Annotated in this window: 28 protein-coding genes; 12 read left to right on the plus strand and 16 right to left on the minus strand. The window is 51.2% G+C overall.

Annotated features, from left to right (window positions below; genetic code table 11):
* Positions 1–22: 22 nt before the first annotated feature.
* The 3 genes from VMT62_11470 to VMT62_11480 all read left to right on the plus strand — a co-directional run bounded on the left by VMT62_11470 (position 23) and on the right by VMT62_11480 (position 1,454).
* Positions 23–184 (plus strand): hypothetical protein, encoded by a 162-nt coding sequence (locus VMT62_11470; protein HVN97041.1) that lies wholly within the window; start codon positions 23–25, stop codon positions 182–184.
* The gene (locus VMT62_11475; protein ID HVN97042.1) at positions 159–1,016 is read left to right on the plus strand and encodes a hypothetical protein; all 858 of its coding nucleotides are present in this window, start codon (positions 159–161) and stop codon (positions 1,014–1,016) included. Before VMT62_11470 ends, VMT62_11475 begins: the two co-directional genes overlap by 26 nt.
* A 237-nt stretch (positions 1,017–1,253) precedes the next feature.
* The gene (locus tag VMT62_11480) at positions 1,254–1,454 is read left to right on the plus strand and encodes a hypothetical protein (GenBank protein ID HVN97043.1); all 201 of its coding nucleotides are present in this window, start codon (positions 1,254–1,256) and stop codon (positions 1,452–1,454) included.
* Between the two features lie 128 nt (positions 1,455–1,582).
* Here VMT62_11480 and VMT62_11485 read toward each other — a convergent pair whose 3' ends face one another.
* Genes VMT62_11485 through nudC form a run of 4 tightly spaced genes read right to left on the minus strand, consistent with a single transcriptional unit; the run spans position 1,583 to position 5,403 of the window.
* Complete coding sequence (locus VMT62_11485) at positions 1,583–2,533, minus strand: 2-dehydropantoate 2-reductase (GenBank protein ID HVN97044.1); 951 nt, start codon at positions 2,531–2,533, stop codon at positions 1,583–1,585.
* Between the two features lie 18 nt (positions 2,534–2,551).
* Positions 2,552–3,499 carry a DUF523 and DUF1722 domain-containing protein gene (locus VMT62_11490; GenBank protein HVN97045.1) on the minus strand — a complete coding sequence of 316 codons (948 nt, stop codon included), beginning with the start codon at positions 3,497–3,499 and terminating at the stop codon, positions 2,552–2,554.
* Between the two features lie 20 nt (positions 3,500–3,519).
* Positions 3,520–4,551, minus strand: a complete 1,032-nt coding sequence (locus VMT62_11495) for an alcohol dehydrogenase catalytic domain-containing protein (GenBank protein ID HVN97046.1) — start codon at positions 4,549–4,551, stop codon at positions 3,520–3,522.
* Between the two features lie 12 nt (positions 4,552–4,563).
* Positions 4,564–5,403: an NAD(+) diphosphatase gene (gene nudC / locus VMT62_11500; protein HVN97047.1), complete on the minus strand. Its 840-nt coding sequence runs from the start codon at positions 5,401–5,403 to the stop codon at positions 4,564–4,566.
* Between the two features lie 151 nt (positions 5,404–5,554).
* Between nudC and VMT62_11505 the strand changes: the two genes are divergently transcribed.
* From VMT62_11505 to dnaJ, 4 genes are all read left to right on the plus strand, one after another.
* A complete protein-coding gene (locus VMT62_11505; GenBank protein ID HVN97048.1) occupies positions 5,555–6,007 on the plus strand; it encodes a hypothetical protein in 453 nt (150 codons plus the stop codon).
* A 79-nt stretch (positions 6,008–6,086) separates the two neighbouring features.
* A complete protein-coding gene (gene hrcA / locus VMT62_11510) occupies positions 6,087–7,121 on the plus strand; it encodes a heat-inducible transcriptional repressor HrcA (protein HVN97049.1) in 1,035 nt (344 codons plus the stop codon).
* A gap of 14 nt (positions 7,122–7,135) precedes the next feature.
* The gene (gene grpE, locus VMT62_11515) at positions 7,136–7,762 is read left to right on the plus strand and encodes a nucleotide exchange factor GrpE (protein ID HVN97050.1); all 627 of its coding nucleotides are present in this window, start codon (positions 7,136–7,138) and stop codon (positions 7,760–7,762) included.
* Between the two features lie 14 nt (positions 7,763–7,776).
* Positions 7,777–8,877 (plus strand): molecular chaperone DnaJ, encoded by a 1,101-nt coding sequence (gene dnaJ, locus VMT62_11520; GenBank protein HVN97051.1) that lies wholly within the window; start codon positions 7,777–7,779, stop codon positions 8,875–8,877.
* 100 nt (positions 8,878–8,977) lie between these two features.
* On the opposite strand, the gene htpG is transcribed toward dnaJ, so the two are convergent.
* A complete protein-coding gene (gene htpG, locus VMT62_11525; GenBank protein ID HVN97052.1) occupies positions 8,978–10,894 on the minus strand; it encodes a molecular chaperone HtpG in 1,917 nt (638 codons plus the stop codon).
* A gap of 217 nt (positions 10,895–11,111) precedes the next feature.
* Here htpG and VMT62_11530 point away from each other — a divergent pair, with 217 nt between their 5' ends.
* The 5 genes from VMT62_11530 to VMT62_11550 all read left to right on the plus strand — a co-directional run bounded on the left by VMT62_11530 (position 11,112) and on the right by VMT62_11550 (position 16,364).
* A complete protein-coding gene (locus VMT62_11530) occupies positions 11,112–12,143 on the plus strand; it encodes a potassium channel protein (GenBank protein HVN97053.1) in 1,032 nt (343 codons plus the stop codon).
* A gap of 89 nt (positions 12,144–12,232) precedes the next feature.
* A complete protein-coding gene (locus VMT62_11535; protein HVN97054.1) occupies positions 12,233–13,024 on the plus strand; it encodes a carbon monoxide dehydrogenase accessory protein CooC in 792 nt (263 codons plus the stop codon).
* A complete protein-coding gene (locus tag VMT62_11540; protein ID HVN97055.1) occupies positions 13,021–13,728 on the plus strand; it encodes a lysophospholipid acyltransferase family protein in 708 nt (235 codons plus the stop codon). The genes VMT62_11535 and VMT62_11540 overlap by 4 nt, the downstream gene beginning before the upstream one ends.
* Positions 13,713–15,725 (plus strand): DNA translocase FtsK 4TM domain-containing protein, encoded by a 2,013-nt coding sequence (locus VMT62_11545; GenBank protein ID HVN97056.1) that lies wholly within the window; start codon positions 13,713–13,715, stop codon positions 15,723–15,725. The genes VMT62_11540 and VMT62_11545 overlap by 16 nt, the downstream gene beginning before the upstream one ends.
* Before the next feature lie 9 nt (positions 15,726–15,734).
* Positions 15,735–16,364, plus strand: a complete 630-nt coding sequence (locus tag VMT62_11550) for an outer membrane lipoprotein carrier protein LolA (GenBank protein ID HVN97057.1) — start codon at positions 15,735–15,737, stop codon at positions 16,362–16,364.
* A 53-nt stretch (positions 16,365–16,417) separates the two neighbouring features.
* Here VMT62_11550 and VMT62_11555 read toward each other — a convergent pair whose 3' ends face one another.
* The 11 genes from VMT62_11555 to VMT62_11605 form a co-directional block, all read right to left on the minus strand.
* Complete coding sequence (locus VMT62_11555; protein HVN97058.1) at positions 16,418–17,062, minus strand: hypothetical protein; 645 nt, start codon at positions 17,060–17,062, stop codon at positions 16,418–16,420.
* A gap of 314 nt (positions 17,063–17,376) precedes the next feature.
* A complete protein-coding gene (locus VMT62_11560; protein HVN97059.1) occupies positions 17,377–17,595 on the minus strand; it encodes a sulfurtransferase TusA family protein in 219 nt (72 codons plus the stop codon).
* A 10-nt stretch (positions 17,596–17,605) separates the two neighbouring features.
* The gene (gene yedE, locus VMT62_11565; GenBank protein HVN97060.1) at positions 17,606–18,703 is read right to left on the minus strand and encodes a YedE family putative selenium transporter; all 1,098 of its coding nucleotides are present in this window, start codon (positions 18,701–18,703) and stop codon (positions 17,606–17,608) included.
* 479 nt (positions 18,704–19,182) lie between these two features.
* Complete coding sequence (locus tag VMT62_11570) at positions 19,183–20,076, minus strand: lysophospholipid acyltransferase family protein (GenBank protein ID HVN97061.1); 894 nt, start codon at positions 20,074–20,076, stop codon at positions 19,183–19,185.
* Between the two features lie 6 nt (positions 20,077–20,082).
* Positions 20,083–20,268: a Trm112 family protein gene (locus tag VMT62_11575; protein HVN97062.1), complete on the minus strand. Its 186-nt coding sequence runs from the start codon at positions 20,266–20,268 to the stop codon at positions 20,083–20,085.
* Positions 20,268–21,995, minus strand: coding sequence for a 30S ribosomal protein S1 (locus VMT62_11580; GenBank protein ID HVN97063.1), 1,728 nt, complete (start codon positions 21,993–21,995; stop codon positions 20,268–20,270). Before VMT62_11580 ends, VMT62_11575 begins: the two co-directional genes overlap by 1 nt.
* Before the next feature lie 9 nt (positions 21,996–22,004).
* Entirely contained in the window at positions 22,005–22,826 is an 822-nt protein-coding gene (gene ispH / locus VMT62_11585) for a 4-hydroxy-3-methylbut-2-enyl diphosphate reductase (GenBank protein HVN97064.1), read from the minus strand.
* On the minus strand, positions 22,823–23,488 hold the full coding sequence (cmk, locus tag VMT62_11590) for a (d)CMP kinase (GenBank protein ID HVN97065.1): 666 nt from the start codon (positions 23,486–23,488) through the stop codon (positions 22,823–22,825). The genes ispH and cmk overlap by 4 nt, the downstream gene beginning before the upstream one ends.
* Before the next feature lie 179 nt (positions 23,489–23,667).
* Positions 23,668–24,828, minus strand: a complete 1,161-nt coding sequence (locus tag VMT62_11595; GenBank protein HVN97066.1) for a SpoIIE family protein phosphatase — start codon at positions 24,826–24,828, stop codon at positions 23,668–23,670.
* Positions 24,818–25,357 (minus strand): PAS domain-containing protein, encoded by a 540-nt coding sequence (locus VMT62_11600; protein HVN97067.1) that lies wholly within the window; start codon positions 25,355–25,357, stop codon positions 24,818–24,820. Before VMT62_11600 ends, VMT62_11595 begins: the two co-directional genes overlap by 11 nt.
* On the minus strand, positions 25,324–25,546 hold a 223-nt coding region (locus VMT62_11605; GenBank protein ID HVN97068.1), incomplete at its 5' end, for a hypothetical protein. The genes VMT62_11605 and VMT62_11600, both read right to left, overlap by 34 nt.

A 25,546-nucleotide genomic window follows, 5' to 3' on the forward strand; every position in this document is an offset into this window, starting at 1 on the left:
TGTCAAGCCATATGATATGAGCATGGACAAAGAAGAGAAGGGTCAACCAAGCGAGCCCATCGAGCATACCTTCGTGATCTACGATCCTGAGCGATCGGCATACGAAAGGTTGGAGCTGTGTACCTATCTTAATGAATTGCCCGAACTTACGGAGGCGGATGTCGAGAAATACAAAGACGAGTAACGGCATCCCTCACCGGCGTCTCTTAGCTAAAGAAATATCTTCTTTTCGAGCTACCATCTACGGTCACTACCGGATAAGGGGTAGGGAACTTCCTTGGCGGAATACGGATGATCCCTATCATATCCTTGTTTCTGAAATCATGCTCCAGCAGACGCAGGTGGAGCGGGTTTTGCAGAAGTATGGTCCCTTCATAGCCAGGTTTCCGCATGTGATCGCTCTTGCTGGTAGCCCCCTCTCGGAAGTGCTCCGTCTGTGGCAGGGATTGGGCTACAACAGGCGCGCGCTGTCACTTGTGAAGATAGCACGGATCGTCGCGTCCGAGCTTGACGGACGGATCCCTGAAGACCCCGAAGCCTTGATGAGACTACCGGGAATCGGTCAGGCCACCGCGGGCTCCATACTCTCGTTTGCCTTTCAAAAGCCGTTTGTTTTTGTGGAGACTAACATCAGGAGGACCTTCATCCATCATTTCTTTCAGGACCGGAAAGAGGTGCATGATCGTGAAATCATGCCACTTGTAGAGGCGACGCTTGACAGAACGAACCCAAGGGAATGGTACTACGCGCTCATGGATTATGGGTCCCACCTCAAAGGCGAGGTGGAGAATCCAAACAGGAGGAGCATACACTATTCGCGTCAGTCGCGCTTCAACGGCTCTGACAGAATGATCCGCGGGGCGATTTTGAAGATCCTCGTTGAAAAAGGTTCCGTGACCACGAGAAAGATTATTTCGGCTGTTTCCAATGACAGTCAAAGGGTTACGAAAATTCTCAGGACCATGGAATGCGAAGGCTTAATCGTCCGATCCGGCAATACCTACAAGGTGGCGTAACAGGCTGTCTCAAAAGGAGATTATCGTTGACGCCTTGCCAAAAAGCCGATTAATGTTTATTATGTATGCTACTGTTGTCGGCATGCGGCGATAACAAATCCAGCAAAGGAGTATGGCATGTTTGAAGTATCCGAAAAGGCAGGTGAAGCGATCCTGCAGTTCCTTCAGGGGCGAGAAGGTCCCCAGGCGGTCAGGATTACGTTAAACGAGGGCGGCTGAAGTGGACCATCGTTGGGCATGGCTCTGGATGAGCCACGGGACAATGATGAGACCTTTAAGGAAAAAGGCGTTACCTTTCTTATTAACAAGGAGTTGTTTACTGAAGTAAAACCGATCGCCATCGAATATGTAGAATCCGAGATGGGGGCGGGTTTTATGGTACAATCGGCGCTGTCCAACAAGGCTGCCGGTTGCGGAAGCGGCACCTGCAGTTGTTGATTGAATAGGCGTGAGACGGGGCTCCTTTTGGAGCCCCGTTCTTTTATGGTGAAGATAAACGAGTGGCCGATTCCATTTTCCTCTTATTCTATTCCGCTCAATAGAACCTGGTGAAGACGGAATCAGCTTTACCGGGATATCTTCCCAAGGATCTTGTTGTAAACCGATTCTGCGATGGGCGTCGGAACGCCTAAATCCCTGCCCATGCTCATAATCGTCGCCCCGAACAGATCACCTTCGTTCTGTTTGCCGTGCTCCTCCAGGTCTCTTTGATAGGACGTCTTTGTTTCGTAAGGGAAGTTGTTCGCCTTGGCTATGGAGGCATTCACAACGTCCGGCGGAAGAGCTATCTGTTTCTTTTTCGCGATTAAAAAGACCTCCTTCATGATGCCGCTCGCGAGTATCATGAGTTCGGCGTCGCTCGCGATCTCGCCAAGGGTTTTTCCGTATGCCGCAGTGACGAGGCCAAAGGCGGCAATGAATAAATACTTTTCCCATATGGACGGGGAAACGTCTTCAAACCATTGAAAGGGGATATGTGCCCTTTGGAGAAGCTGCAAGATCTCATCGGGATAGAAATCGGGATGCATTGGGTCTTGGCCCAAGAGCATTCTACCCTCACCGCCCCTCTGGGTGACGACGCCCGGTTTCTCTATGTGCGTGCCCACATAGATACAGGCGGGAAGGACGATGCCTTTCTGCACAATCTTTCTTATCCTCTCGCAGATATTAACGCCGTTTAATAGAGGAATAAGGACTGTCTCTTCTCGGATAGCTTTGGCAAGCGAGCGACTCACCCCTTCGAGGTCGTAGCTTTTCACACAGACAAAGCAAAGATCGGGCGCCTCAAGCGTCCCGGGGTTGTCCGTTGCCAAGGTGGGGGTGCAGATGATCCCTTTCTCATCCCCCATATTGAGAATGAGACCGCTCGTTTGAATTTGCCTGAGATGTTCGCCCCGTGCGATAAAGTAAATCGCCGTATCGGCCCCACGCTCTTTTCCAAGGGAGCGCGCGATCTTTCCCCCTATGAGCCCGCCCACGCCGCCAACACCATATACCCAGATTGTCTTTACGTGCACGAGCTCTCTCCTGATATTTCAGACATGGTTCCTGGCCATCAACTCGAGGGGATGAGGGTTGAGGTAGACCTGCCTTTGCAGATACTCTTTATGGTATTTTCTCACATAATGATTGAGCGTGGTGATGGGCACGATGAGCGGAATAATGCCCATGTGGTAGTTGTCGATTATCTCGAGAAGCTCCCGCTTTTCATCACCGGTCAATTCTTTCTTGAAATACCCCAGGACGTGCAAAAGCACATTCGTCTGCTTTTTTGTCGTGGCGATACGTTTTAAGCCCTCCATCATGGTCCGGACATAGAGATCGCTTAAGCCTCGTGCATCTATGTTCGGACCGGCTACATATCTCCCGAGAAGGGTGAGATGCCTGGGGCTGTGCGCGAGTAAGAGCAGCTTGTGGGCTGCATGAAACTCGATGAGGTCTTTGGCGTTCACTTCTGTTCTCATTAAGTGAACCCACCTCTTTATGACGAATACCCTTTCAAGGTAATTCTCCCTAAGTGCGGGATCGTTGAGCATGACATCGTCAATTACCGGAACAAGAGGAAATCTGTCCATAAAGGCCCTGGCAAAGATACCTGATCCTCGCCTGGTTTTAACGCCTTTCTCGTCTGAGACCTCTACACCCTGCATTCCTGAGCTGGGAGACCTGCTCTTGAATATGAATCCATCGAGCCCCCGTTCTGAGAGCTGAGTAAGTCTGTCGATGGCCCATTTCTTCATCTTTTCTGTGTGGTCTATGCCTGTATGAATCGTGATAAGACGGGGGTCTTCAGGCACGCCCACGAGATGCATGGGCTCTCTCGGTACGGGCAGACCGCACTCAACTTCCGGGCAGACGGGTACAAATTCGAAATACCGGCCGAGCGTGTCCGTAATGTAGTGATCACGCTTTTGCCCTCCGTCATAACGGACCCTGGTGCCGAGCAAGCAAGCGCTCACCCCGATCCTGATCTTTTGCATCATCTCTTCCGCCCCGGTGAGAATCATCGAAAATCGAGGATGATCTTAAGGCTCTTATTTTCTTGAGCCCTATGTAAGGCCTCAAGTGCGTTATCAAACCTGTAGATCCCCGAGATGAGCGGTTGAACGTGGATACGTTTCTGAGTGAGGGCGCGAAGCGCGGGCTTAAAAGGTCCGCATCTGGAGCCGACCACGGTAATCTCTTTCACAACAAGCGGTGCGAGATGTATCTCTGATACCGCCTCAACCGTGCTCTTCAACACGATCGTTCCCATGGATCTCACATGTTCAATTGCCTCTGCGAGACCCTCCGCTCTTCCCGTTGCTTCGACTACGAGATCGTATTCTGCCTTATGCGGTCTTTTCCGCGACCTGTTGATTGTTCTCAAGTGGGCCTGTCGTGCAATACTCAATTTGTGCTCGTGGTTGCCGGTGAGCGTAACATCCGCCTCAGTGAGGGCAAGGACCAAAGCGCAGAGAAGCCCGAGTTTTCCATCGCCCACAACAAGAATACGGTCAGTGGGTTTGATGTGTACCTGACAGGCTATTTCAAAAGCAGCGGCCAACGGCTCTGTAAAGGTTGCTTCCTCGTCAGAGATGCTATCCGGCACTACATGGAGATTAGACAGGGGAAGCGTTACAAATTCAGCGAAGGCACCATTTTTGCTCCGGATGCCGAGCGTTTTCCTATGAGGGCAGTGTTCCTTATGTCCTGCCCTGCAGAAGTCGCAGACACCACAGCCGCAGTTAATCTCGCCCACAACCCTTTTTCCCAGGAGACCTCTGCCATTTGGCGGGGCCTCTACCACACGACCGACAAATTCGTGGCCCATGATTCCGTGGAAGCCGAGATAACCACGTATAATCTCCATGTCCGTATTGCAGATGCCGGCCAGCGACACCCTGATCAGGGCTTCGTTGTCTTGAGGACGGGGGATGGGATGGTCCTGTCTGCATGATAATGCACCGTCAAAAACAATTGCCTTCATACGTTTATTGCTGTCCTTGGAGGCACTATCGGTAGCCGGTGGAGAGATGAGCCTTCTGCCTACCATGCGTTGCGTATCCTATTCATCGCCGACCGCTTTGCCGTGTTTCGCGACAAACCAGTCGATAAGCGCCCGGGCGATGCTTATCCTTCCGGGAATCCTGGGAAGCCCGTCCGCCGCAAACCACGCTGCATCCAAAAGTTCCTCGCCATCAACCTTGATTTCGCCACCTGCGTACTGAGCGGTAAACCCAATCATGAGAGAGTCGGGAAAAGGCCATGGCTGACTCCCGAAGTAGTGAATGTTATCGACCTCGATCCCCGTCTCTTCTTTGACTTCCCGCTGCACTGTCTGTTCGAGCGTCTCTCCTGGTTCGACGAATCCCGCGATGACGCTGTACATCGCATCCTGAAACCTTGTCGCGCGGGCGAGAAGCGCCTTATCGTCGCGCTCGACAAGCACAATGACCGCGGGAGAGATGCGGGGAAACATGGTAAAGCCACATTTTGTGCATTGTCGGGCTAGCACGTCGTTGCGCCTTAGGGCCGGCGAGCCGCATTGGCTGCAGAATTCATGGGTGCTGTCCCAGTTAATAATGCCGAGGGCCCTGACCGCGATCGCGTAAAACTCCGGGTTCAGGTGTCCGAAAAGGCTTCTTAACCCGTGAAATTCCATATGAGCGGGCACTGCGACGTTCTCCGGAAGATAGGCGGCGATGCATCGCGTTCCATCTAAGATCCCAAGATGGTACTCGGTTAAGGGGATAAGTCCGAGCCCGAAAAGCGCATCTGAGGAGGGCACTTCAGGCGCGGATTTTTCCACAGCAACGAGCATTTTCTGATCCCGAAAAACAAACCACCAGGCAGAAGGATCTTCCTTAAAAGGCGGCGAATCGGAGGAAATGGGAGAATCTTTCACAACGCAAATCATTACCCTATGGCCCGCCGAAAGTCAAGGATGAACCCGTTGGCAGGCGTCATTGATAGAACGGCGCCTGATGATTAAATGTTTCTTAAGGACATTTGCAGATGACGATTTTCTCGAATAGTGCTATAATAATACGGCGATAATGGAAACGACGGCTATCATAACTCAAGGCAACGTCGCTAAAGTGCCATACTACGGCTCCCGCCCCATTGCAGAGACAAGCAGGCCGAACAGGGAAAAACAAGACGGCGCGCCAAAGGGTAGCGTTGCTGCGGACGCTGCCCGCGACGATAAGGGCCTTGCTCGTGCCGGTGAAACCCGTGTAACCAATGGGAGCACGAGCCTTCTTCCGGTTGAGCGATTCCTGACGCCGGAGGGTACGGGAAATTCCTCATACGGCACGGAGGTCTGCCCCGCCAGGGTCGCGACCGGTATAAAGATTGGCTACACCCTGAACGTGGATACACAATTTGTGAAAGACCAGTATGCCATCGATAAGGTCGTGACGGGTATGATCCAGTCCGGCGTGAGTAGGTACAGAGAGGTTGAGGCAGCAGGGTTGAGACTCATGTCAACCCTCGAAGTCTACGCGTAGGACGAGTCACCCTCGCTCGCCACCTTTTCTTGACAAAAATAGCGAATATCATTAATTTATACGTGAAAGGTTGAATGAGTTGAACGAAGTATTAAACGAGCGGGAAAAGATTGTGCTCCGACTGGTGATGGAGCACTACATATCGTCTGCCGAGCCAATCGGGTCGGAAACAATAGCGAAAACCATAAAGAGTAAGGTGAGTTCCGCCACAATACGAAACATCATGGGATCTCTGGAAGAACTCGGTTTTCTCTTCAAGCCTCACGCCGTCGCGGGAAGGATGCCCAGTCCAAAGGCGTTCAGGTATTATGTGAACAACCTGGCCACCTTCGGGATGCCGGGCAGAAGGGAGTTGAAAGTCCTGGAATCGCTTGCCAGGCCGCACTATTCTTATGTCGAAGAGATCATGTCGGATGCATCACGGATGCTGGCGGCCATGTCGAGCTGCACGGGTATTGTTGTGGAACCCAAAGTAAATACGATGTTTTTCAAAGAAATAGAACTGGTGAAGCTGTCCCGCCATACCATACTCATGGTATTTGTTACCTCCTCGGGCATGGTTCATAAGAGGCTTGTCGAAACCGACGAAGACCTTCCCATCCATGTGTTAAATGAGATGAAGGCATACATGAACGAGAGATTCAGCGGCATGCCCTTTTATGCGCTGAGGGACCATGTACTGCGAGAGATGAATAGAGATAGAGAAGAATTGACTTTGATCAGTGAAAAGATAAGAGACGCCCTCGATATCATTATAGGCGAAGAAGAGAAACGAGAAGTATACATGGAAGGCACTTCCGAAATGATAGGAGTTCCGGAATTTTCTGACATTGAAAGGCTCAAGGAACTTTTGAAAGCCCTCGAAAACAAAGAGAAGCTCGTAAAACTGCTCGATAGCTGCCTGAGAAAAGAGGGCACGAGCGTGATACTCGGCAATGAGAGCGATATGAGAGAGATGAGGGATGTGAGCATTATTATGTCCACCTATCGGATTAGCGAAAAAGGCATGGGTATCCTCGGGGTTATAGGTCCCATGAGGATGAATTACTCGAAGCTCATACCCATTGTTGACTATACGGCGAGGACCGTTACGGATATCCTCAGGATGATGTGAGGGAGAAACAGGTAATGAAAGAACCGGAAAATAATCAGGAAGAAACCAAAGCAAGGAACAAGGAAGAGCATCACAGGGAACCGCATGAAAAACGCGAGGCCGGCCATCAGGAAGAACACAGGCATGATGAACACAAGAAAAAAAAGAAGACTGATGAGGCCGGCGTAGAAGAATTAAAGAGATTGCTTGAAGAGAAGGAAGAGAACATAAAGGCGCTTCAAGAGAAGATGCTCTATCTCCAGGCGGAATTCGAGAACTTCAAGAGACTCAAGGCCAAGGAAAAACAGGAAGCTATAAAATACGGAAATGAGGTTCTCATCAAAGACCTGATCCCCGTGGTGGATCATCTGGAAATGGCCCTCGAACATGCCTCAAAAACCGATGAGTGCCAGGGCATCAACGAAGGGGTCAGAATGACCCTCAATGAATTCGTCAAAACCCTTGAAAAAGCCGGCGTGACGAGAATTGATGCGATAGGTAAAAAGTTTGATCCTAACCTTCATGAAGCCTTTTACCAGGAAGAGAGAGAAGACATGGAGCCGGATATGGTAATATCCGAGTTTCAGAAAGGTTACCTGCTCAACGAGAGATTGGTGAGACCCTCGCGGGTAGTTCTGTCCAAAAAACCTGAAATCCAGTAAAACAAGGCGATTTAATGAGAAGAGAATATGTCGACTACCACGAAATCCTCCATGTTTCTAAAGGGGCTACCGAAGAGGAGATAAAGAAGTCATACAGGAGACTTGCCCTCCAGTACCATCCCGACAGAAATCCGGGTAACAAAGAAGCCGAGGAGATGTTCAAGAAAGTAAGCGAGGCCTACGCGGTGCTTTCCGATCCCGAGAAGCGTCGCCGCTACGAACGATTCGGCGACGCGGGCGACGCGGGATCGATGTTCGATTTCGGCTTTCAAGGCAATTTTGACACGGTTTTTAACGACCTGTTCAATGATTTCTTCGGCACGCAGAGGCAGTCCAGGGAGCGAAAAGGGGATGACCTTCGCTACAACCTCACCATAGAATTCGAAGAGGCGGTGTTCGGCGGAGAGAAAGAGATTGAGATCCCTAAGGAAGAGAAATGCACGGTCTGCAACGGCACCAGGATAGAGCCGGGTTATCAGCCTACCACGTGCAAGAATTGCAACGGCAGGGGCCAGGTCCGACAGAGCCACGGTTTTTTCACGATCAACAGGACCTGTGAGTTTTGCGGCGGCGAAGGCGCTATCATTAAGAACCCCTGTAAGGCATGCAAAGGCAGGGGCAGCGTCAGAACAAAAAAGAAACTGAAAATCAAGATACCGCCCGGCGTGGACAACGGGACACGGCTCAAGCTCCGCAATGAGGGCATGCAACAGCATGGTGATACGGCCCCCGGAGACCTCTATATAGTTTTGCAGGTAAAGGAGCACGCAATTTTTGAGCGTGCCGGTGACGATATCGCCGTGCAGATCGATGTCGGTTTTCCGCTGCTCTCTCTGGGCGGAGTAATCACGGTGCCCACGATAGAGGGCCACACCGAGATCAAGGTTTCCGCCGGCACACAACCGGGCAAAGTATTCAGGCTAAAGGGTTTGGGCGTGACAAAATCCAACGGATACGGTCGAGGGGACCAGCTTGTTTACCTGAATATTGTCGTACCTTCCAACCTGAGCGAAAAGCAGAGAAATCTCATGGAAGAGCTCGCCAAGGAGTTCGGAGAGGCTAGCCCCAAGATGCGCAAAGGTGTTAAGGAAAGATTCAAAGAGATCTTCGAGTAGATTCCTCTCCGGTCTTATGTAAAAACCATCTGTCCGTTCGAAACCACCATACTTTACAAATAAATATGCAATAAGACCATGCGCGGCACCTGCCTGGCCTCTACTCAGCCTGCCTGGCTGCGGTATTCTCGAGCATTAACTTCGCAATGAGCTTTGAGAAAAGCCCGGGGTCTTTGGGCTTCGAGCCTTCAACAACCAGGGCTTGATCGTAGAGAAGCCGGACGTAGTCCTCAAGAACGGTGCTCTTTTTGTCCTTGTCGAAGATAGCGCTCATTGAGGCAAAAAGCGGGTGCGCCGGATTGATCTCCAGTATCCGTTTCATGGGAGGGACTTCCTGTCCCATGGATTTTAACAGCTTTTCCATCTGCGGATCGAGATCACCCTCGTCGGCCACAAGGCAGCAGATTGTATCGGTGAGTCTCCCCGAGAGCCTTACGTCTTTCACCTCATCCTTCAATATGTCTTTCATGAGATCGATAAATTTGCCATACTTCTTTTGTGCTTTTTCCTTTTCATCCTTTTCCGATTTGTCGAGGCTCACATCACCCCTAGTGATGGATTTCATCTTCTTGCCCTGGTATTCGAAATTACTCAAGATAAAATCATCGATCTCATCGAGCAGGACGAGGACCTCATATTCCTTTTCCCGAAATACTTCAAGGTAAGGAGACTTGAGCGTCTCATCAAGAGAGGTGCCGGTGATATAATAAATCGCTTCTTGGCCCTCCTTCATACCCTGAACATATTCACTGAGTGTCGTGAACTTTTCCTGCCCCGTTTTAGTGGAAGGGAAGACGAGCAAGTCCGCGATGGTCTCTTTTTTCAGGTAATCGAAATGGATCCCCTCTTTTAGGATCCGGCCAAATTCGCCATAAAACTTGAGATAATCCTCGTAGCTCTCTTTTTTCATGTCAGCAAGCGTATCGAGGACCTTCTTGGTGATATTCGTTTTCATGATCTCGATCTGTCTGTTGTGCTGGAGTATCTCGCGGGATACATTAAGCGGCAAATCGGATGAGTCCACGAGGCCCCTTACAAACCTCAAATACTGCGGTATGAGGTCTTCGCAGTGGTCCATAATCTGGACACGCTTCACATACAGGGTGGGGCCGACTTTGTAATCTTTGTACAGGATGTTGATAGGTGCCCTTGCCGGGATATAGAGGAGGGCAGTGAATTCGGAGGTGCCTTCGGCCCTATAATGGATTACCTTCGCCGGCGGGGTAAAATCGTGGGTCATATGTTTATAGAACTCGTCATACTCATCGTTCGTCAACTCGGATTTATCTTTTAGCCAAAGCGCCTTCATGGAGTTAAGCGTCTTCTCCTCGCTGACCTTGACCTTTTCACCTTTCTTCAACTCACTGTCTACCTGTCGTTCCACATCCATAACGATGGGATGTTCGATGAAGTCAGAGTATTTCTTGACGATGCCCTCTATTTCCCACTGATCGAGGTACTGCTTTTCATCATCGACGAGATGCAGGGTGACATCCGTGCCTTTTGCCTCCTTTTCGACATCTTCGACGGTGAACGTGCCGTCGCCGGTGGATTCCCAACGGACAGCTTGCTTGTCCTTTCGGCCTGCCTTTCTTGAGAGCACCGTAATCCTGTCAGCGACCATAAAGGAAGAGTAAAACCCCACACCGAACTGACCGATGAGTTCCGGGTTGTCCTTGACTTCTTTGTTGCTCAGGACGGCGAGAAACTCTTTTGTGCCTGAGCGAGCGATAGTCCCTAAAGCCTCTACGATCTCATCGTGATCCATACCGATGCCGTTATCGCTCACCGTCAGAGTTCCCCTGTTTTTGTCGGCGATAATCTTTATTCTCCAGCCCTTATCATTTTCAAGGATGTCCGTATTTGTCAGTGATTCATACCGCGCGCGGTCGATCGCGTCGGAGGCGTTGGAGATGAGCTCCCGCAAAAAGACCTCTTTGTGAGAATAGAGAGAATGGATCATAAGATCGAGAAGCTGCTTGACCTCTGTTTTAAATTCTAACCTTTCCGTCGTCATATTCGGTTCACCTCGTTCATGCGAGTAAAAAAGTTCAGTTCCGCGCAATGCGGAACCGATTGCCTGTGTATGGTAAAATAAGACACCCGCACCTGATAAGTCAACAATCAATGACGTAGATGATCGCTATAACCACGCGGAAGAACATCGAATGCCCCCCACAACTGCCCGCTTATTGGTTGTTCTTATTGCACGTCTTCCATGCTATAATGGTTCAATGTTGATAAGGCATCTTCCCAGGAAATTGCTAAACATTATTGTTATCGTCATCGCGGTTATCCTGATCGGGACCATCGGATTCAAGATCATAGGCGGCAAGGACAAGAGTATTCTTGATGCGCTGTACATGACAGCGATTACCATCACCACTGTGGGTTACGGTGATGTGATAGGTATTGACGACAAGCCTTTTGGAAAGATCTTTACGATCATTTTCGTATTCATCGGGGCGGGGACGATTGCCTACGTTTTTACCGCCCTTGCCGCATACATCATCGAAGGGGAGTTGAAGAAGGTTTTCAGGAGGAGAAAAATGGAGAAGCATATCGCGAAACTGAAGGACCACTATATCATATGCGGTATCGGCATGGTGGGCCTCTATGTGGTGCACGAACTCTTTCTCACGAAACAGCCGCTCGTGGCCATCGATGTGGACGAAAACAAGCTTGAGCTCTTTAGGGCGAACGATCTGGCAGTGGACCTCATTGTCGGCGACGCAACGGAGAACGAGATCCTCTGGAAGGCCATGATAGAACATGCAAAGGGCCTTTTCGCCACCACCGACTCCGATAACGACAACATCGTGATTTCGCTCACAGCGAGGCAGCTCAACCCTTCGCTACGAATCATCTCGCGGTGCACCGATATGAAAAACGTAGACAAGATCAAACGGGCCGGCGCCGATGCGGTCGTAGCACTCAACTTTATCGGAGGCCTGCGAATGGCCTCCGAGATGATACGGCCCCATGTGACCTCATTCCTTGACATGATGTTAAGAGACAAATACTCGCCGATGAGTGCAGAAGAGATACATATACCGGCAAATTCGCCCTTCGTCGGCAGGCCCGTGAAAGACATCAATTTCAGGGATATCGGTAATATACTCGTTATCTCCGCCAGGAAGAAAAGCGGGGAATGGATTTACAACCCCTATCCGGATACGATCATGGAGAAGGAGATGAGCATGATCATCATAGCCACACCCGAAGAAAAGAGGATGCTCATCGCGGCCCTATCGGGAGAGGCGTGATGTAAGGGCCGTCCCCCCTATAATGCTCCGTTGACATATTTTCATGAGAAATGATAGCCTTTCACAACGATAAATCCTAAGGACGGACCATGAAGATTGCCATTTCAGGAAAGGGGGGGGTCGGAAAGACCACTCTCGCCGGTGTCATGGCGCGCATCCTTGCGCGACGCGGCCACAGGGTGATAGCCATTGATGCGGACCCTGACTCAAACCTTGCCTCGGCCCTGGGAATTAACGAGGGGGAGGCAAGAAAGCTCGAGCCTTTGGCTCAAATGCAAGAATTCATTGAGGAACGGACAGGGACGAAAAAGGGACAATACGGGGCTTTTTTTCAGATCAATCCCAGGGTGGATGACATACCCGAAAGGTTCTCTCTTGAGAAGGACGGTGTTAGGCTCATTGTGCTCGGCAGTATTCCCCAGGGGGGCGGGGGTTGCTTCTGTCCGGAGAATGCCCTGTTGCGGAGCTTTCTTTCCCATGTGCTCGTAGAGCGCGATGATTACGTGATCGTCGATATGGAGGCGGGGCTCGAACACCTGGGCCGGGCGACCACGGAATTCATCGACGCGCTCATCGTGGTCGTGGAACCGGGGAAAAGGAGTTTTCAAACCGCTTTCCAGGTAAAACGCCTTGGAGAAGACATAGGAATCAAGCGCGTATACGCGGTCGGCAACAAAGTAGCCGGTGAAAAGGATCTCACGTTCATGAAAGAGAACCTTGGCGATCTTCCGTTTCTCGGCTACATGGCGCAGAACGAAAAGATCATTGATGCGGACAAGCGCGGTCTGTCGCCGTATGACGCAGATCCTCAAATTGGTCGGGAAATCGGAGACATCGTCGATCACCTCGCGCAAGCCATGACGCCTTCCGGTGCAGAATGAGGAAGTCGCTCATCGCCTTAAGCCTCATCGTCAGTACAATAGTGCTTTCTACGATTGCGCTTGTCGTTTCACTGTTTGATCGGGACGGAAGAAGAGTGCACGCCATGGGCCGGTTCTGGGCCTCGCTCCATTTAAGAGTGAGCGGCGTGAAAGTTGTGATCCAGGGCATTGAGAAGATTTCAGAGCCTCCGTACGTCCTTATGTGTAATCACCAGAGCGCCCTCGATATCTACTCGCTACTCTCTTCGCTCCCGCTTTCGTTCAAGTGGATTGCAAAGAGACAGCTTTTCAGAATTCCCTTCATAGGGTGGGCAATGGGACGGGCAGGATACATCAGTATTGACAGAGAGAATCCACGCGAAGCCTTGAAGGCCATAGAAGAGGCAGCCCGAAAAATCCAGCGTGGCATGAATATCATTATTTTCCCGGAAGGCACGAGGAGCGCGGATGGAAAGCTGCTACCTTTCAAGAAGGGCGGTTTCACTCTGGCGCTGCGCGCCATGGTTCCCATTGTCCCTATCGGTATAAGCGGATCGTGCTCACTGCAGCCAAAAGGGAGTTTCATTCCGAAAGAAAAAGGGGTAATATACATTCGTATCGGGGAGCCAATAGTACTTGCCGGCATGGACCGTTCGGCAAAGACCAGGGTCATGGATGACGTGAGATCACGCATTGAAGGATTGATGATATGTCGCGGGAATTGAAGAAGGAAATACTGGGCATCGGGCTTGCGGGCCTCTTTCTCTTTCTCCTCGTAAGCCTTGTTTCCTACTTTCCTCTGGATGCGGCATCACGCAACCTCTGCGGAAAGGCGGGGTTCTATCTGGCGGACGGCCTCGTGCTTGTCTTCGGCATGATGAGTTATTTTCTCGCGGCCATTACGCTTATGTTCGCGCTCTTTTACCTGAAAAAGAAAGACCCGCCTAACATCATCGTCTTTTCATCCGGTCTTGCTCTTCTTTTCATCGCTCTTACTGCCATGCTCCAGATTATTGTTGGCAAGATCGGCCTCAGAGGAGTCCCCATGAATTTTTGCGGTCTTCTCGGTTTTTTCCTCGAGAGGACGCTCATGAACTTCTTTGGCTACTTCGGAAGCGTCTTGATCAGCCTTATCCTGCTTCTCATCTCCCTTTTTCTTATCGTGCAGGCGCCGATTCTCTCCGTGCTTGAAGAACGGCTGGCGCGCAGAACCAAGGCTGAGAAAAGAAAGGAAATCAAAGTAACCACAGTAACCACGGAACCGAGGAAAGAAGAACCTAAGGAAGAAAAGAAGCCGGTCCAGGAGTCCTTTGATTTTCTCAAAGAGATCGGTCCCTACAAGCTCCCATCGGTTGCGCTTCTTGATGCCATCGAGAAAAAGGAACTGAAAGTCGACAAGGAGAGCATTCAGGCCAACGCGAGCATCCTCGAAAAGAAGCTCAAGGATTACGGTATCGATGGCAAGGTCACGGAGGTAAGACCCGGGCCGGTGATCACCATGTACGAATTCGAACCGGCGCCCGGCATCAAGGTGAGCAGGATATCGAACCTGGCTGACGATCTTGCCATGGCGCTCTCCGCGGTCTCCATCAGGATTATCGCGCCTATACCGGGGAAGGCGGTGGTGGGTATTGAAATCCCCAACAAAGTCCGCGAAACCGTGTACCTTCGCGAGATCATCGAGTCCGATGTGTTCCGGTCTTCCCATTCCTATCTCACCCTTGTGCTCGGAACCACAATTGCAGGAGACCCTTACGTGGCGGATCTCGCGAAGATGCCTCATCTTCTTGTTGCCGGTGCAACAGGTTCGGGCAAAAGCGTCTCTTTGAACAGCATGATCTGCAGCATCCTCTTTAAGGCAAGTCCCCTACACGTGCGTTTTCTCATGATCGACCTCAAGATGCTGGAACTGTCTTTCTACGAGGGTATTCCGCACCTTTTGCTCCCTGTTGTGACAAACCCGAAGAACGCGAAAACAGCTCTCAGGTGGATGACCGACGAGATGGAGCGACGATACTCCATGATGGCCGAGAAGGGCGTGAGGAATATCGAGAAATATAACCAGAAAATGGTGAAACAGGAAGGCGGTGAGCCCATACCCTATATCGTCGTGGTCATCGATGAGCTTGCGGACCTTATGATGGTTTCGCCCAAAGAGGTTGAGGAATATATCGCCCGGCTTGCCCAGATGGCCCGCGCCTCCGGTATCCACCTGATCCTTGCCACACAGAGACCCTCGGTCGATGTACTCACAGGCATTATCAAGGCGAACTTTCCAGCGCGTGTTTCCTGCAAAGTCTTCTCCAAGGTGGACTCGAGGACCATCCTCGATACGAACGGCGCGGAGAGTTTACTCGGCAACGGCGACATGCTCTTCTTGAGCCCCGGTATCGGGAGATTGCAAAGGCTTCATGGCCCGTACGTATCGGAGAGTGAGATCAAAAGTGTGGTGGAGTTTCTGAAACGGCAGGGTGCCCCATCGTACCACAACGAGATACTCGAGGAAAAGGAAGACGAAGAAAACGGCGAAGACATGGATGATGACAAATACCAGGAGGCTGTCGAGTTCGTCATGACGAGAGGGGAGGCCTCTATCAGTATGGTGCAGAGACGCTTCAGGATAGGATACAACCGGGCTGCACGGATCATTGAGCGCATGGAGAGAGATGGAGTTGTCGGTCCCTCCGACGGCGTAAAATCCAGGGAAGTGCTCAAACGTTAGGTGATCGATATGGGTAAGCGGTGGGAAAATGTTCTTTGTGTCTCGGCCCTGATCGTTGCCGTAACAACCTCGTCCTTTGCGGTCGGCTTCGATGACTTGAAAAAGACTTACGGCGACATAAATTCACTGGAAGCCACCTTTCATCAGAAAATATTTATCGCGACCATAAAGCGAGCGCGGGAATTTGATGGCGAGTTCTTTTACAAAAGAGGGAAAGGGTTCCTCTGGCGCTACACAAAACCTAAAATCAAATATTTCCTCTATGATGGAAGATATATGTGGCAGGACGAGGAAGACAAGACATTCGTGTTGAAGGAGAAGATTAACAAGGAAAGAACCGGAGGCACCTTTTTTGATCTCGTGGAGGACATCACGAAGCTCGACGATCTCTTTGTGCTCAAGCAGGAGAGCGTGGCCGGCGACATGCGGGTCCTCGACCTTGTGCCGAGAAAAGAAGGCAGCATCACGAGAGCCAGGGTATGGATCGACAAAGAGAACATCGTGAGAAAGATCGAGATGGAGGAGTTTACCGGCAACATCAACACCATCGAATTTTCGCCCGTCAAGGTCAACGCGCCCATAGGCGACGCCAAATTCATTTATAGACCGGACAAAAACAAAGAAGTAGTGGAACACTAAGAAGAGAGCGCCTCGGGTTAGACATCTTGCCCGCGGTTCCGTATGTTCGGTGTTTACGAAGCAAGTGCGAGCGGTGTCAGGCCATTCTCTTGCTGACCACTGGCGATCTTCAGCAGAGTTACGATGTGTTTCACCGCCGTCACCCGGTCGGTCGTTTGCCAATCCGCGTCGCGAGCGTTAATGATGGCTCTCGCCATGGCTTCATATGCTTGCCGGAACTCATCACTCATGATTTCATGTTCCTCTCGCGCAGTGTGAAGCCTGTTAACTTTCTTCTTATCCGACTCGTGAGCTTCCTGTATCTCCCGCACAGTTTCTTCTACATGCTTTGCGGTAACCTTACCGTCTGGCGCAGTCTCTACCGCCTTTTGATAGGCTTTTCGCTGATCCAAAGGGGATAGAGGCGTAAGGGGGCGCAAATGACTCTCGGGAATTTCGCCAATTGGCAAATTCTCAGCCATTTGTGTAATGTTCTTTTCTGTTCTTGCGGCTTCGAGTTGTCTGTATAAATAGCTTTGATGCTGTTTAAACTCTGCGGTCACGCATTCCCGCCAGTTCGGGTACCCCAGGGCTTTCCATCCTTCGCGCTCGTAAAGATCGAGCAGCAGCGTACGGGTATTCTTCAAATTCCGGTTGATTTCGGCGATACACGCACGTGCTTCGCCCGAAGTCATTGTCGATGGCATTATTTTAGTCATAAGGGCCTCCCCTCTTGGTGCCTCTGAAAACGCCTGGCCAACTTTGTATCCTCCATTTGTTACATTACCTCCAGCATCGTATAGTGATAGAGCAAAAGGTGTGCCATCGTAGGGTTTATTTAATATAAACTAACGATCTTGAGGCGTTAGAAATGCGCGTGTGATGGGATACGCGAATTCTAAGCGTTCCAGGGCTACAAATTCCGGAGGGGAATATTCACACAATTGTAGTCATTGTGTTGCCATAGATATACGAAGAACTGGAGGATACTGAGCTGAGTAGCATACCCATCCAGTTCTTCCCTCACGCTCCTCTATCCTTTTTCCAGAATGATGCGGTAACCTCCACCTTCGGTATCGATACTCTTTACCCGCCATCCCTGCCCGGTTGCCGCCCGACAGACATTTTCTTTGGATGTGTCCGTATCAACCAGAACCACAACCTCTCCCGGCTGATTCTTCTTTATTTCATTCAAAGTGGCCAGTACGGGCTCGGGGCACGAAAGACCGCGCGCATCCACTACTTTGTCCATTTTCTCCTCCTTAGGCAGTTTTTTCTCTCATGGTGAAGCCGATGAAAAGGCAGACAAGAAGTCCGATGATCACAGCAGGAATACCGTAAGGCCCCACTCCGTCCGCGGAACTGGCAAGGCCGAGATTATGGGAGAAGCCTGCCCCCACGAGCATGCCAAGAACAAAAACCGCCGCGTCGCCATCACCTTCTCCGGAGAGAAAAAGCTGCCTGCCGGGACATCCCCCGGCGAGCGTGAAAGCGAGACCCGCAAGCACCATGCCGCCGAAATTCCAGAGCGCCATCGTGTGCGCAATAGGCTGCTTTACGAAGCCCGGGTGAAACTGCCCCACAATCAGGTTCGTAACAAAGGCTGCGACCACGAGTGCCAGGACTCCCCACAAGAGATGGCCCTGCCGGAAGAGAATGAGGTCACGAACAGCACCCGTTGTGCAGAACCTTGTCTGCTGAGCAACGAAACCCACGCCAAGGCCGACAACGAGAGAAATAAGCAAAGGGGCATGCATGGACCCGGGGCCTGTCATACTGTAAAATAGTAGCCCGCTTTTATCCTTACCGGTGATCTGAGGAAAGACAAGCATCAATACCAGGAACGCAAGCATGGTGAGCGGCAGGAGCCAGCCCACCGACGTGTGCGTCTGATACGAGCGGCCGAGGCCGAACCCTTTTCTCAAAAAGAGAGTGCCTACCCAGATTCCCCCGATCAGACCGAGGATACCGAAAATGGCATTCCCGTCTCCCCCCGCGAGGCGAAGCATAGCCCGCCAGGGACAGCCTAAGAACACGAGGGCGCCGATCATCGCAAAAGCGCCCAGAACAAATCTTACGATGGGGGCCGACCCTGCCCGGGGTCGAAACTCTTTGAAGGTATACGCAGCCACAAGCGATCCGAGGACAAAGCCGATAATTTCCGGCCGCATATACTGTACCATGGCGGCGCGGTGAAGGCCCAGGGAACCGGCGACGTCCCTCTCGAAACAGGCCACACAGATGCCCATATTCCCGGGATTTCCCATCTTTTGCAAGAGGGCCGCCAGGACTCCGATAAACAGACCCGCAAAGACGATGCCCGTGCGGGAGGCGAAAAAATTGAATAATTTTCGAGACATTTTTGTTCCTCCTTCGTTAGCCCGATAGGCTGCTTTTATGGGTTATGCAGGAATGGAAGGAGGAGGTCGAATTATTTCAAAAGAGGGGGAAACTTCAGATGAACCGGGACCGCCCTTCTTCCCTTCCTGCGAATGAAGCGGAGGTCTAACCTAGACCTCATCGGGTCAAAAATCGACCCTCATACGAGCGAAAGGGGCTTTTTGGACTTTCCCATTTTTCTCACCTCCTCTACGGTTTTACTTGTTATCTATCACCTCCCTCCGGTGAAGTCAACGTCATTTTGATCTACTGAAACACCCCCAGCATGCTGAGACGAGAGAGCTCGATACAGTCAATAAGCGTTATCGCTCGAAAGCACGGATAGACGATATGAGAATGTGGAACCGCCTGAGCTATTCAGGGAGAAGTTCCTGCGTGATGCGACAGGATCTGACGGCTTAAAACCTGTTTTTCTACGGGTGATGTGGCTGTGCCGCTATCATTCTGTGCTCTTTTCGCGTCTTCCCCATCGTCTGTGTACCCAGAACCATTCATCGGGGTATTTCAGGATGATCGTTTCAAGGAAAGCGTTTATCTTGCGCGTGTTTTTGGCCACGAGGTCTTCAATGTTTCCGCCCCGCTCCATTTCAATGGGCGCCCCACACACGTACGTATAGCGAAGAAAGCCCTTTCTGACAGGGTACACGGGTAGCACCGACGCCCCGGTCTTCATGCCGATCATAGCCATGCCTTTTGACGTGGACACCTTGACGCCGAAGAAATCCACAAATACCCCCCGAGAGCGTTTCTCCCGCTGGTCCCCCAGGATTACCACGACCTTGTTTTCCTTGAGCAAGCGTATGACTTCCTGCGCCACGTTCTCATTAACCATGATCGTAAGGCCCGCCGACTCTCTCAAGCGGTTCAGAAAATTATTCAACAGACGATGTTTCTTGAGAGGGCGGGCAAGCGCGATCACATCGCGGTTGAGAAGCCGGGACGCAATGCCTTCTACCTCCCAATTGGCGAAATGGAACGTGAGGGCTATGACGCCCTTGCCCTTGTTCAGGGCCTCTTCGAAGTGCTCGAGGCCCTCGACGTCGAACCTTTTTGTGATCTCGGTCCTGGAGAGATAAGATACGAGCAGAAGCTCGATGACGTTAATCCCCAATTTTTCAAAATTGCGTTTTGCGATAGAGGTGATTTCCCGGTCAGAGAGAAGGGGAAAGACCCTTTTGATGTTCGTGATCGCCACCTGTCTTCGGCTTCTCAAGGCAAGAAAGGCGAGTCTCCCCAGCATCTTTCCCTTGAAGAGCTGCACACTTTCCGGCAGGATACGCAGCGACTGCTGCAGGGCTCTGATGATAAGGATCAGGAGGAGATCAACAAACACCGTTGTCTATTTTGAGCCAGGCGCATTAAGGGGGAGCGCCTCCTCTATAATCATGATGGGTATGTCGTCCTTGATGGGATAGAGGAGTTTACAGGCATCGCAGGTGAGACCGTCCCCGGTATCGCTCAGTCGTATATCCCCCTTGCATTGAGGGCAACAGAGTATCTTCAACAATTCCTCACTGATGGGCATTATTCCTCCTCTTCCGTGGTATTCTCTTCCAGGTTCTTTTTCATTGCCGGCTCCAGGATGTCGCCGAGCGTGGAGAAAGCGCCTTCACTTTCCGGAGGAGATGCTGCCGGCTCTTTGTCTTCGGCCTTTCTCAGCGCCTTCACGCTGAGGCCGATTCTCTTATCCTTTTCGTCGATATTGAGAATGACGGCCTGAATTTTGTCATCTATCCGAAAGACCTCAGATAGCTGTTTACCCTGCATGTCCATTTCCGAGAGATGGATAAGCCCTTCTATGCCTTCCTCTATTTCCACGAACACACCAAAATCGGTAACGCTCGTGATAAAGCCTTCAATCACGTCTCCTACGTGGTATCGCGAGGCCACACCCTTCCATGGATCGTCCTTGAGCCTTTTGAGACTCAGGGAAAATTTCTTCTGCGCTTTGTCTACATTGAGTACAAGCACCTCTACCGTAGTCCCCTTCTGGAACTGTTCCGGGGCGGCGCTCTTCTTTCTCGACCAGGATATCTCCGACATGTGAACCAATCCGTCCACACCCGCGCCGATGCCCACGAACATACCGAAGTCGGTAAAATTCTTTACCTTACCCGTGATTATGGTTCCCGGAGGGTAGGCTTTCTCCAGTTCATCCCATGGATCGGGCGCCAGTTGCTTAAGCCCGAGCGAGATTCGTTTTTTCTCGGGGTCTATTCTCAGGACCACAAGCTCGAGCCAATCCCCCTTGCTCACGATCTTGCCCGGGTCCCTCAGTTTCCTGTCCCAGCTCATCTCGCTGATATGGAGGAGCCCTTCAAGTCCCTGTTCAAGCTCGATAAATGCGCCATATTCGACGATGCCCACTACCTTGCCTCTCACCTTGGAACCGATGGCATATCGTTCCTCAATCTTTGCCCAGGGATCGACTTTCAACTGTTTGATGCCCACGGATATGCGCGATTTTTCGGTCTCTATGGTGACGATCTTCACCTTCACTTCATCGCCGATCCTTAAGTATTCCTTCGGGTGCGTGATTTTGCCCCAGGTGATGTCGTTCACGTGGAGAAAACCGTCGACCCCGCCGAGATCGATAAAGGCGCCGTAGTCAGTGATGTTGCGGACGAATCCGTACATTATCTGACCTTCTTTTACGTTCTTCCAGAATTCCTGCTTCTTCTTTTCGCGTTCTTCTTCAAGGAGCATCCTTCGAGAAACGATCACGCCACCTTTTCTCTTGTTGACCTTTATGACCTTGAACTTCAGGTGCCTTCCCACGAAAGAAGAGGGGTTTTTCACCGGTTTTATATCGACCTGTGAAAGCGGCAGGAATGCGTTGACCCCGCCCGTGATTACGATGAAACCTCCCTTTACCTCTGAAGCTATGGTGCCATCTATCGGAATTCCCTCTTCAAGGGACTTATCAATCTTTTCCCATGTTCTGATCTCGTCGACTTTCTGTTTGGAGAGCACAAGAAGGCCGGATTCCCTGTCCCTCCCCACGACCATGACCTCAATCTCGTCGCCGATATGTATTTCCGGTTCCACGCCTCGCGGCGCAAATTCGCGAAGAGCTACAGTCCCTTCCGACTTCAAGCCCACGTCTACAATGACCGATTCCCCGTTGATCTTTATAACCGTGCCTTTGAAAACGTTGCCGTCGCCGGGACTCCTCATGGACGTTTCATAGAGCGCCCTCATCTCCTCCTGTGAGTTTTCTTTCTGTGCCCCTGTGTCGCCGCTGTCCGCCATATCGGCCCCCTAAAGATTTTTTACACGCCTTTCCACAATATCTATTATGAGATCCGGAGTTGATGCACCCCCGGTAATCCCCACCGCATGGACGTTTTTGAACCATTCAGGTTTGATGTCCTCTTCCGTTTCTATATGATGCGTGTTCGGTTGTACTCTGTTGACGACTTTATAAAGCTTGGTTGTATTGGAGCTGTTCTTCCCCCCCACGACGAGCATCATGTCCACCTTGCCCGAAAGCACCACGGCCTCCTTTTGCCTCACTGAGGTGCTCTCGCAGATTGTATTGTAAACCCTGAGTTCTTCAACCCCTCCTATTAATTCCTTTACGATGTTCACGAATGTATCTTTGTCGAGGGTAGTCTGACTTACAACCCCCACCTTTTTGTGATCGAGCCTTTTCGGCTCTTGCAATACAATACCATCCCCATCCAAATAACTCAAGACACTTTTGACCTCGGGATGACTTTTATCGCCAACGATTACGACCTGATATCCCTTACTTTTAAGATACATGGCGTGCTTTCGCACCCTCTTCACAAAAGGACAGGTCGCGTCGATGACCTTGAGGCCCGTTTTTCTGATATATTCCTCTTCTTCCTTTTTGATGCCGTGGGTCCGGAAGACAACGACCCCGTTTTTCACCTCGAACACGTTATCCACGGGGATAACCTTCTTTTCTTTGAGGATGTTCACCATCTGCGGGTTGTGGATAATGGGTCCGATGGTGTGCACCGTCTCGTTCGTCTTTTCGGCGTGCTTAAGGACCATCTTGACCGCCCTTTTCACTCCGAAACAGAAGCCGATATTTTCTGTCTTGAGGACTTTCATCGAGCGCTCTCCCCGGCGATATACTTGAGAAGCATGGCGAGCACGGAAGGCACATCGATACCCGTCGTATCCACGCGATGGGCGCCTTCGGGAATGACGAGCGGGGCGATTTGACGCTCCGAATCGTTTCTATCCCTTACGGCCATCTCTTCCCGAACAGTCGCCAGTTCGCTGCTATCGCCTTTTGCCGCGAGTTCCGTGTGCCTTCTTTTGGCCCTCTCGTCGGGGCTTGCATCGAGGTAGAACTTGACGTGGGCGTGAGGAAAGACCACGCTCCCCGTGTCTCTTCCTTCGAGTACAACACCGCCGTTCTTTCCTATATCGCGCTGGATCTGGTAGAGGTACTCTCTGACTACGCTCTGCTGGGACAGAGAAGAAGCAAGGAGTGATATGTGGGGTTCACGGATCTCCTGGGATATGTCCGCTCCGTCTAAATAAACCCTGGTTTCGCCCTTGAACTCGAAACGAAGAGGAAGGTCTTTCAAGATTGATTCAACGGGCTCGCCCTCCCTTGCCTTACAGGCACAGGCGATGCCCCTGTACATGGCACCCGTATCGATGAAGGTGTAGCCAAGTTCTCGGGCGAGGAGCTTCGCGATGGTGCTCTTACCTGCGCCGCTCGGCCCATCGATGGTGATGATGAGATCTTTTCTGTAAACCATCCTATACCTCTTTAAATATCAGAGGATTACAAGTATATAATAAACGAATAAAGAATTCCAATCAGACGAGTTGTTCCGGCTCCGACGTCAAAAGAGAGTATTCCTCAAGCGTTCTATCGCATCCTGGTTGCGGTGGATACCCGATTGGGGAGGAACGCACAAAGAGACCCTCAACCGTTTTAGTAACACTTGACGTTAACGAGTTTCCCCATTTTTCGCAATTTTTCAACGAGAAGAGGGATAATTGCTTCGCGGGGAAGGATGCCCATTTGCCGGAAGGTGATCGCTTTGTGCGCGGGATTGGAGGCGGTGCCGATAATGATGTTGATCGTATCGGCACTGTGGAGAAGCCGATACAGATCAGAGACGGCCGAGTCGGACGCTAACTTGTTTTCGCTTTCTTCAATGATGTTGTAGACTTGGTTGAGTGTAATGGCGCCTTCTGTTGCAAGGTCGATCCCTTGAAATCTATAAGACGGTGGTTTGTGAAACTCCGTTGAGTAAGCGTCCATCGAGACGCTTACTTTTAGTGTACGGGCGACCATTTCGACGGTCGTTGACCCGCAGACCGCTTTGCGGCCTTTCATCTTCATGAAGTCTTCCACCACGGCAGCATCCATGGTTTTCTTCCCAGGCGGACCGGACAGGATATTCAACGTCCTTGCTTCTCTGCACAAAAGCAAAAGGCACGTGGTGTCATCGCCATACGTTGAACCCGATATTTCCTTGACCCGCGCTAAAATCTTGTCCGGCACTTCTTTGAGGTCCCCTCCCTGAATCAGGCAGCCATTCACAAAGTCGGACGCGCCCTTAAGACCCCACCCCAGGCGGTATTGGTGTCCCAGACCTGCCTGGCTTACTCCGTCACTGACTAAAATAATGCCATCTCCATAGTTGAGGGCGCAATTCGTTTCGGAGACGATTTCAAGGCCGAGCGGGAAGGACCGTGGTGTGGGCAGATAGGCTGCCAGACGGTTATCAACGAGAATAGGGTGAGGTATTTCATAGGAAATGACAGTAGCCTGTCCGTTATTCAGAATACGGCAGATGGAGAAGGCGGCAAACGGAATGTTAATCGTTCGGGCCTGGTGCATGGTGTCGACGAGCTTTCTCGTGGCCTCGCGAAGGGTGAAGCCCTGGCGTGTGAGCTCGATCAAGCGGCTCGCGCACATCACCGCCGCAATCTGTGCTTTAATCCCTGTACCGATGCCGTCAGCGAGAATAATGGTGGTTGCCTCCGGACTCCTGTCAATCACCACGTGATCGCCACATATGCCGCCGACTTTCTTTGGCTTCTGGGCAACCACCATTTCGATGTATTTTCTTACCTTATTCGGCATCCTTGTCATCTGCCTCACTGAGCGTCATGAGTTTTCGCACGAGCGCTTCGCCCTCAGCCGTGCTCTCCCCCAGAAACTGGGCGATATTCTGGGCCATCTTTATCTGATGTTCAAGAAGCTCGTTGGCCTGCTTGATAGTCTGGGACCTGATTTCGTTGAGCTTCTTTTCATGCTCCTCCTGACTGGTAATGTTCATGAAGATACCGACGATCTGCCGTTCTTCCTTCAACATATAGAGAATCTGACGACAGAGCAGGTTGAAATGACGGTGAGACGCGGTCAGTTCCAGACTTTCCACTTGACCGGTGATGATCTTTTCGAAAGGAGCCGGGTCCATGAGGTAGGAGATGTGGCGGCCGAGCACCGCATCTGAACAGAAGAAAAATTTCTTGAAAGCGGGGTTCATACTGATGATGTTCAGGTTTTCATCGAGAATAAGAACACCGTTTGGCGTTGTTGTGACAATCTGATCTGTCCGTCTTTCCGCCAGGCGTCTCATATACGGGATGCACATCTCAGGTTCGGCCATTCCGAGGGCCACAGCCACGGCTTTCTGGCGGCAGCTATCATAACCGCAAGCGCCGCAGTTGAGCTGTTGCTCAACATCCGATTTGCCCGTCCTTGCCAGTATCTGTTGTATCTATTCCTCGCTGACCCGTCGTATCGAATGGGCCTGGGGTTCGTAAACTGCACGAAAAAGCTCAATGGGTTCCAATGC

Source organism: Syntrophorhabdaceae bacterium, assembly GCA_035541755.1.
GTDB lineage: Bacteria > Desulfobacterota > Syntrophorhabdia > Syntrophorhabdales > Syntrophorhabdaceae > PNOF01.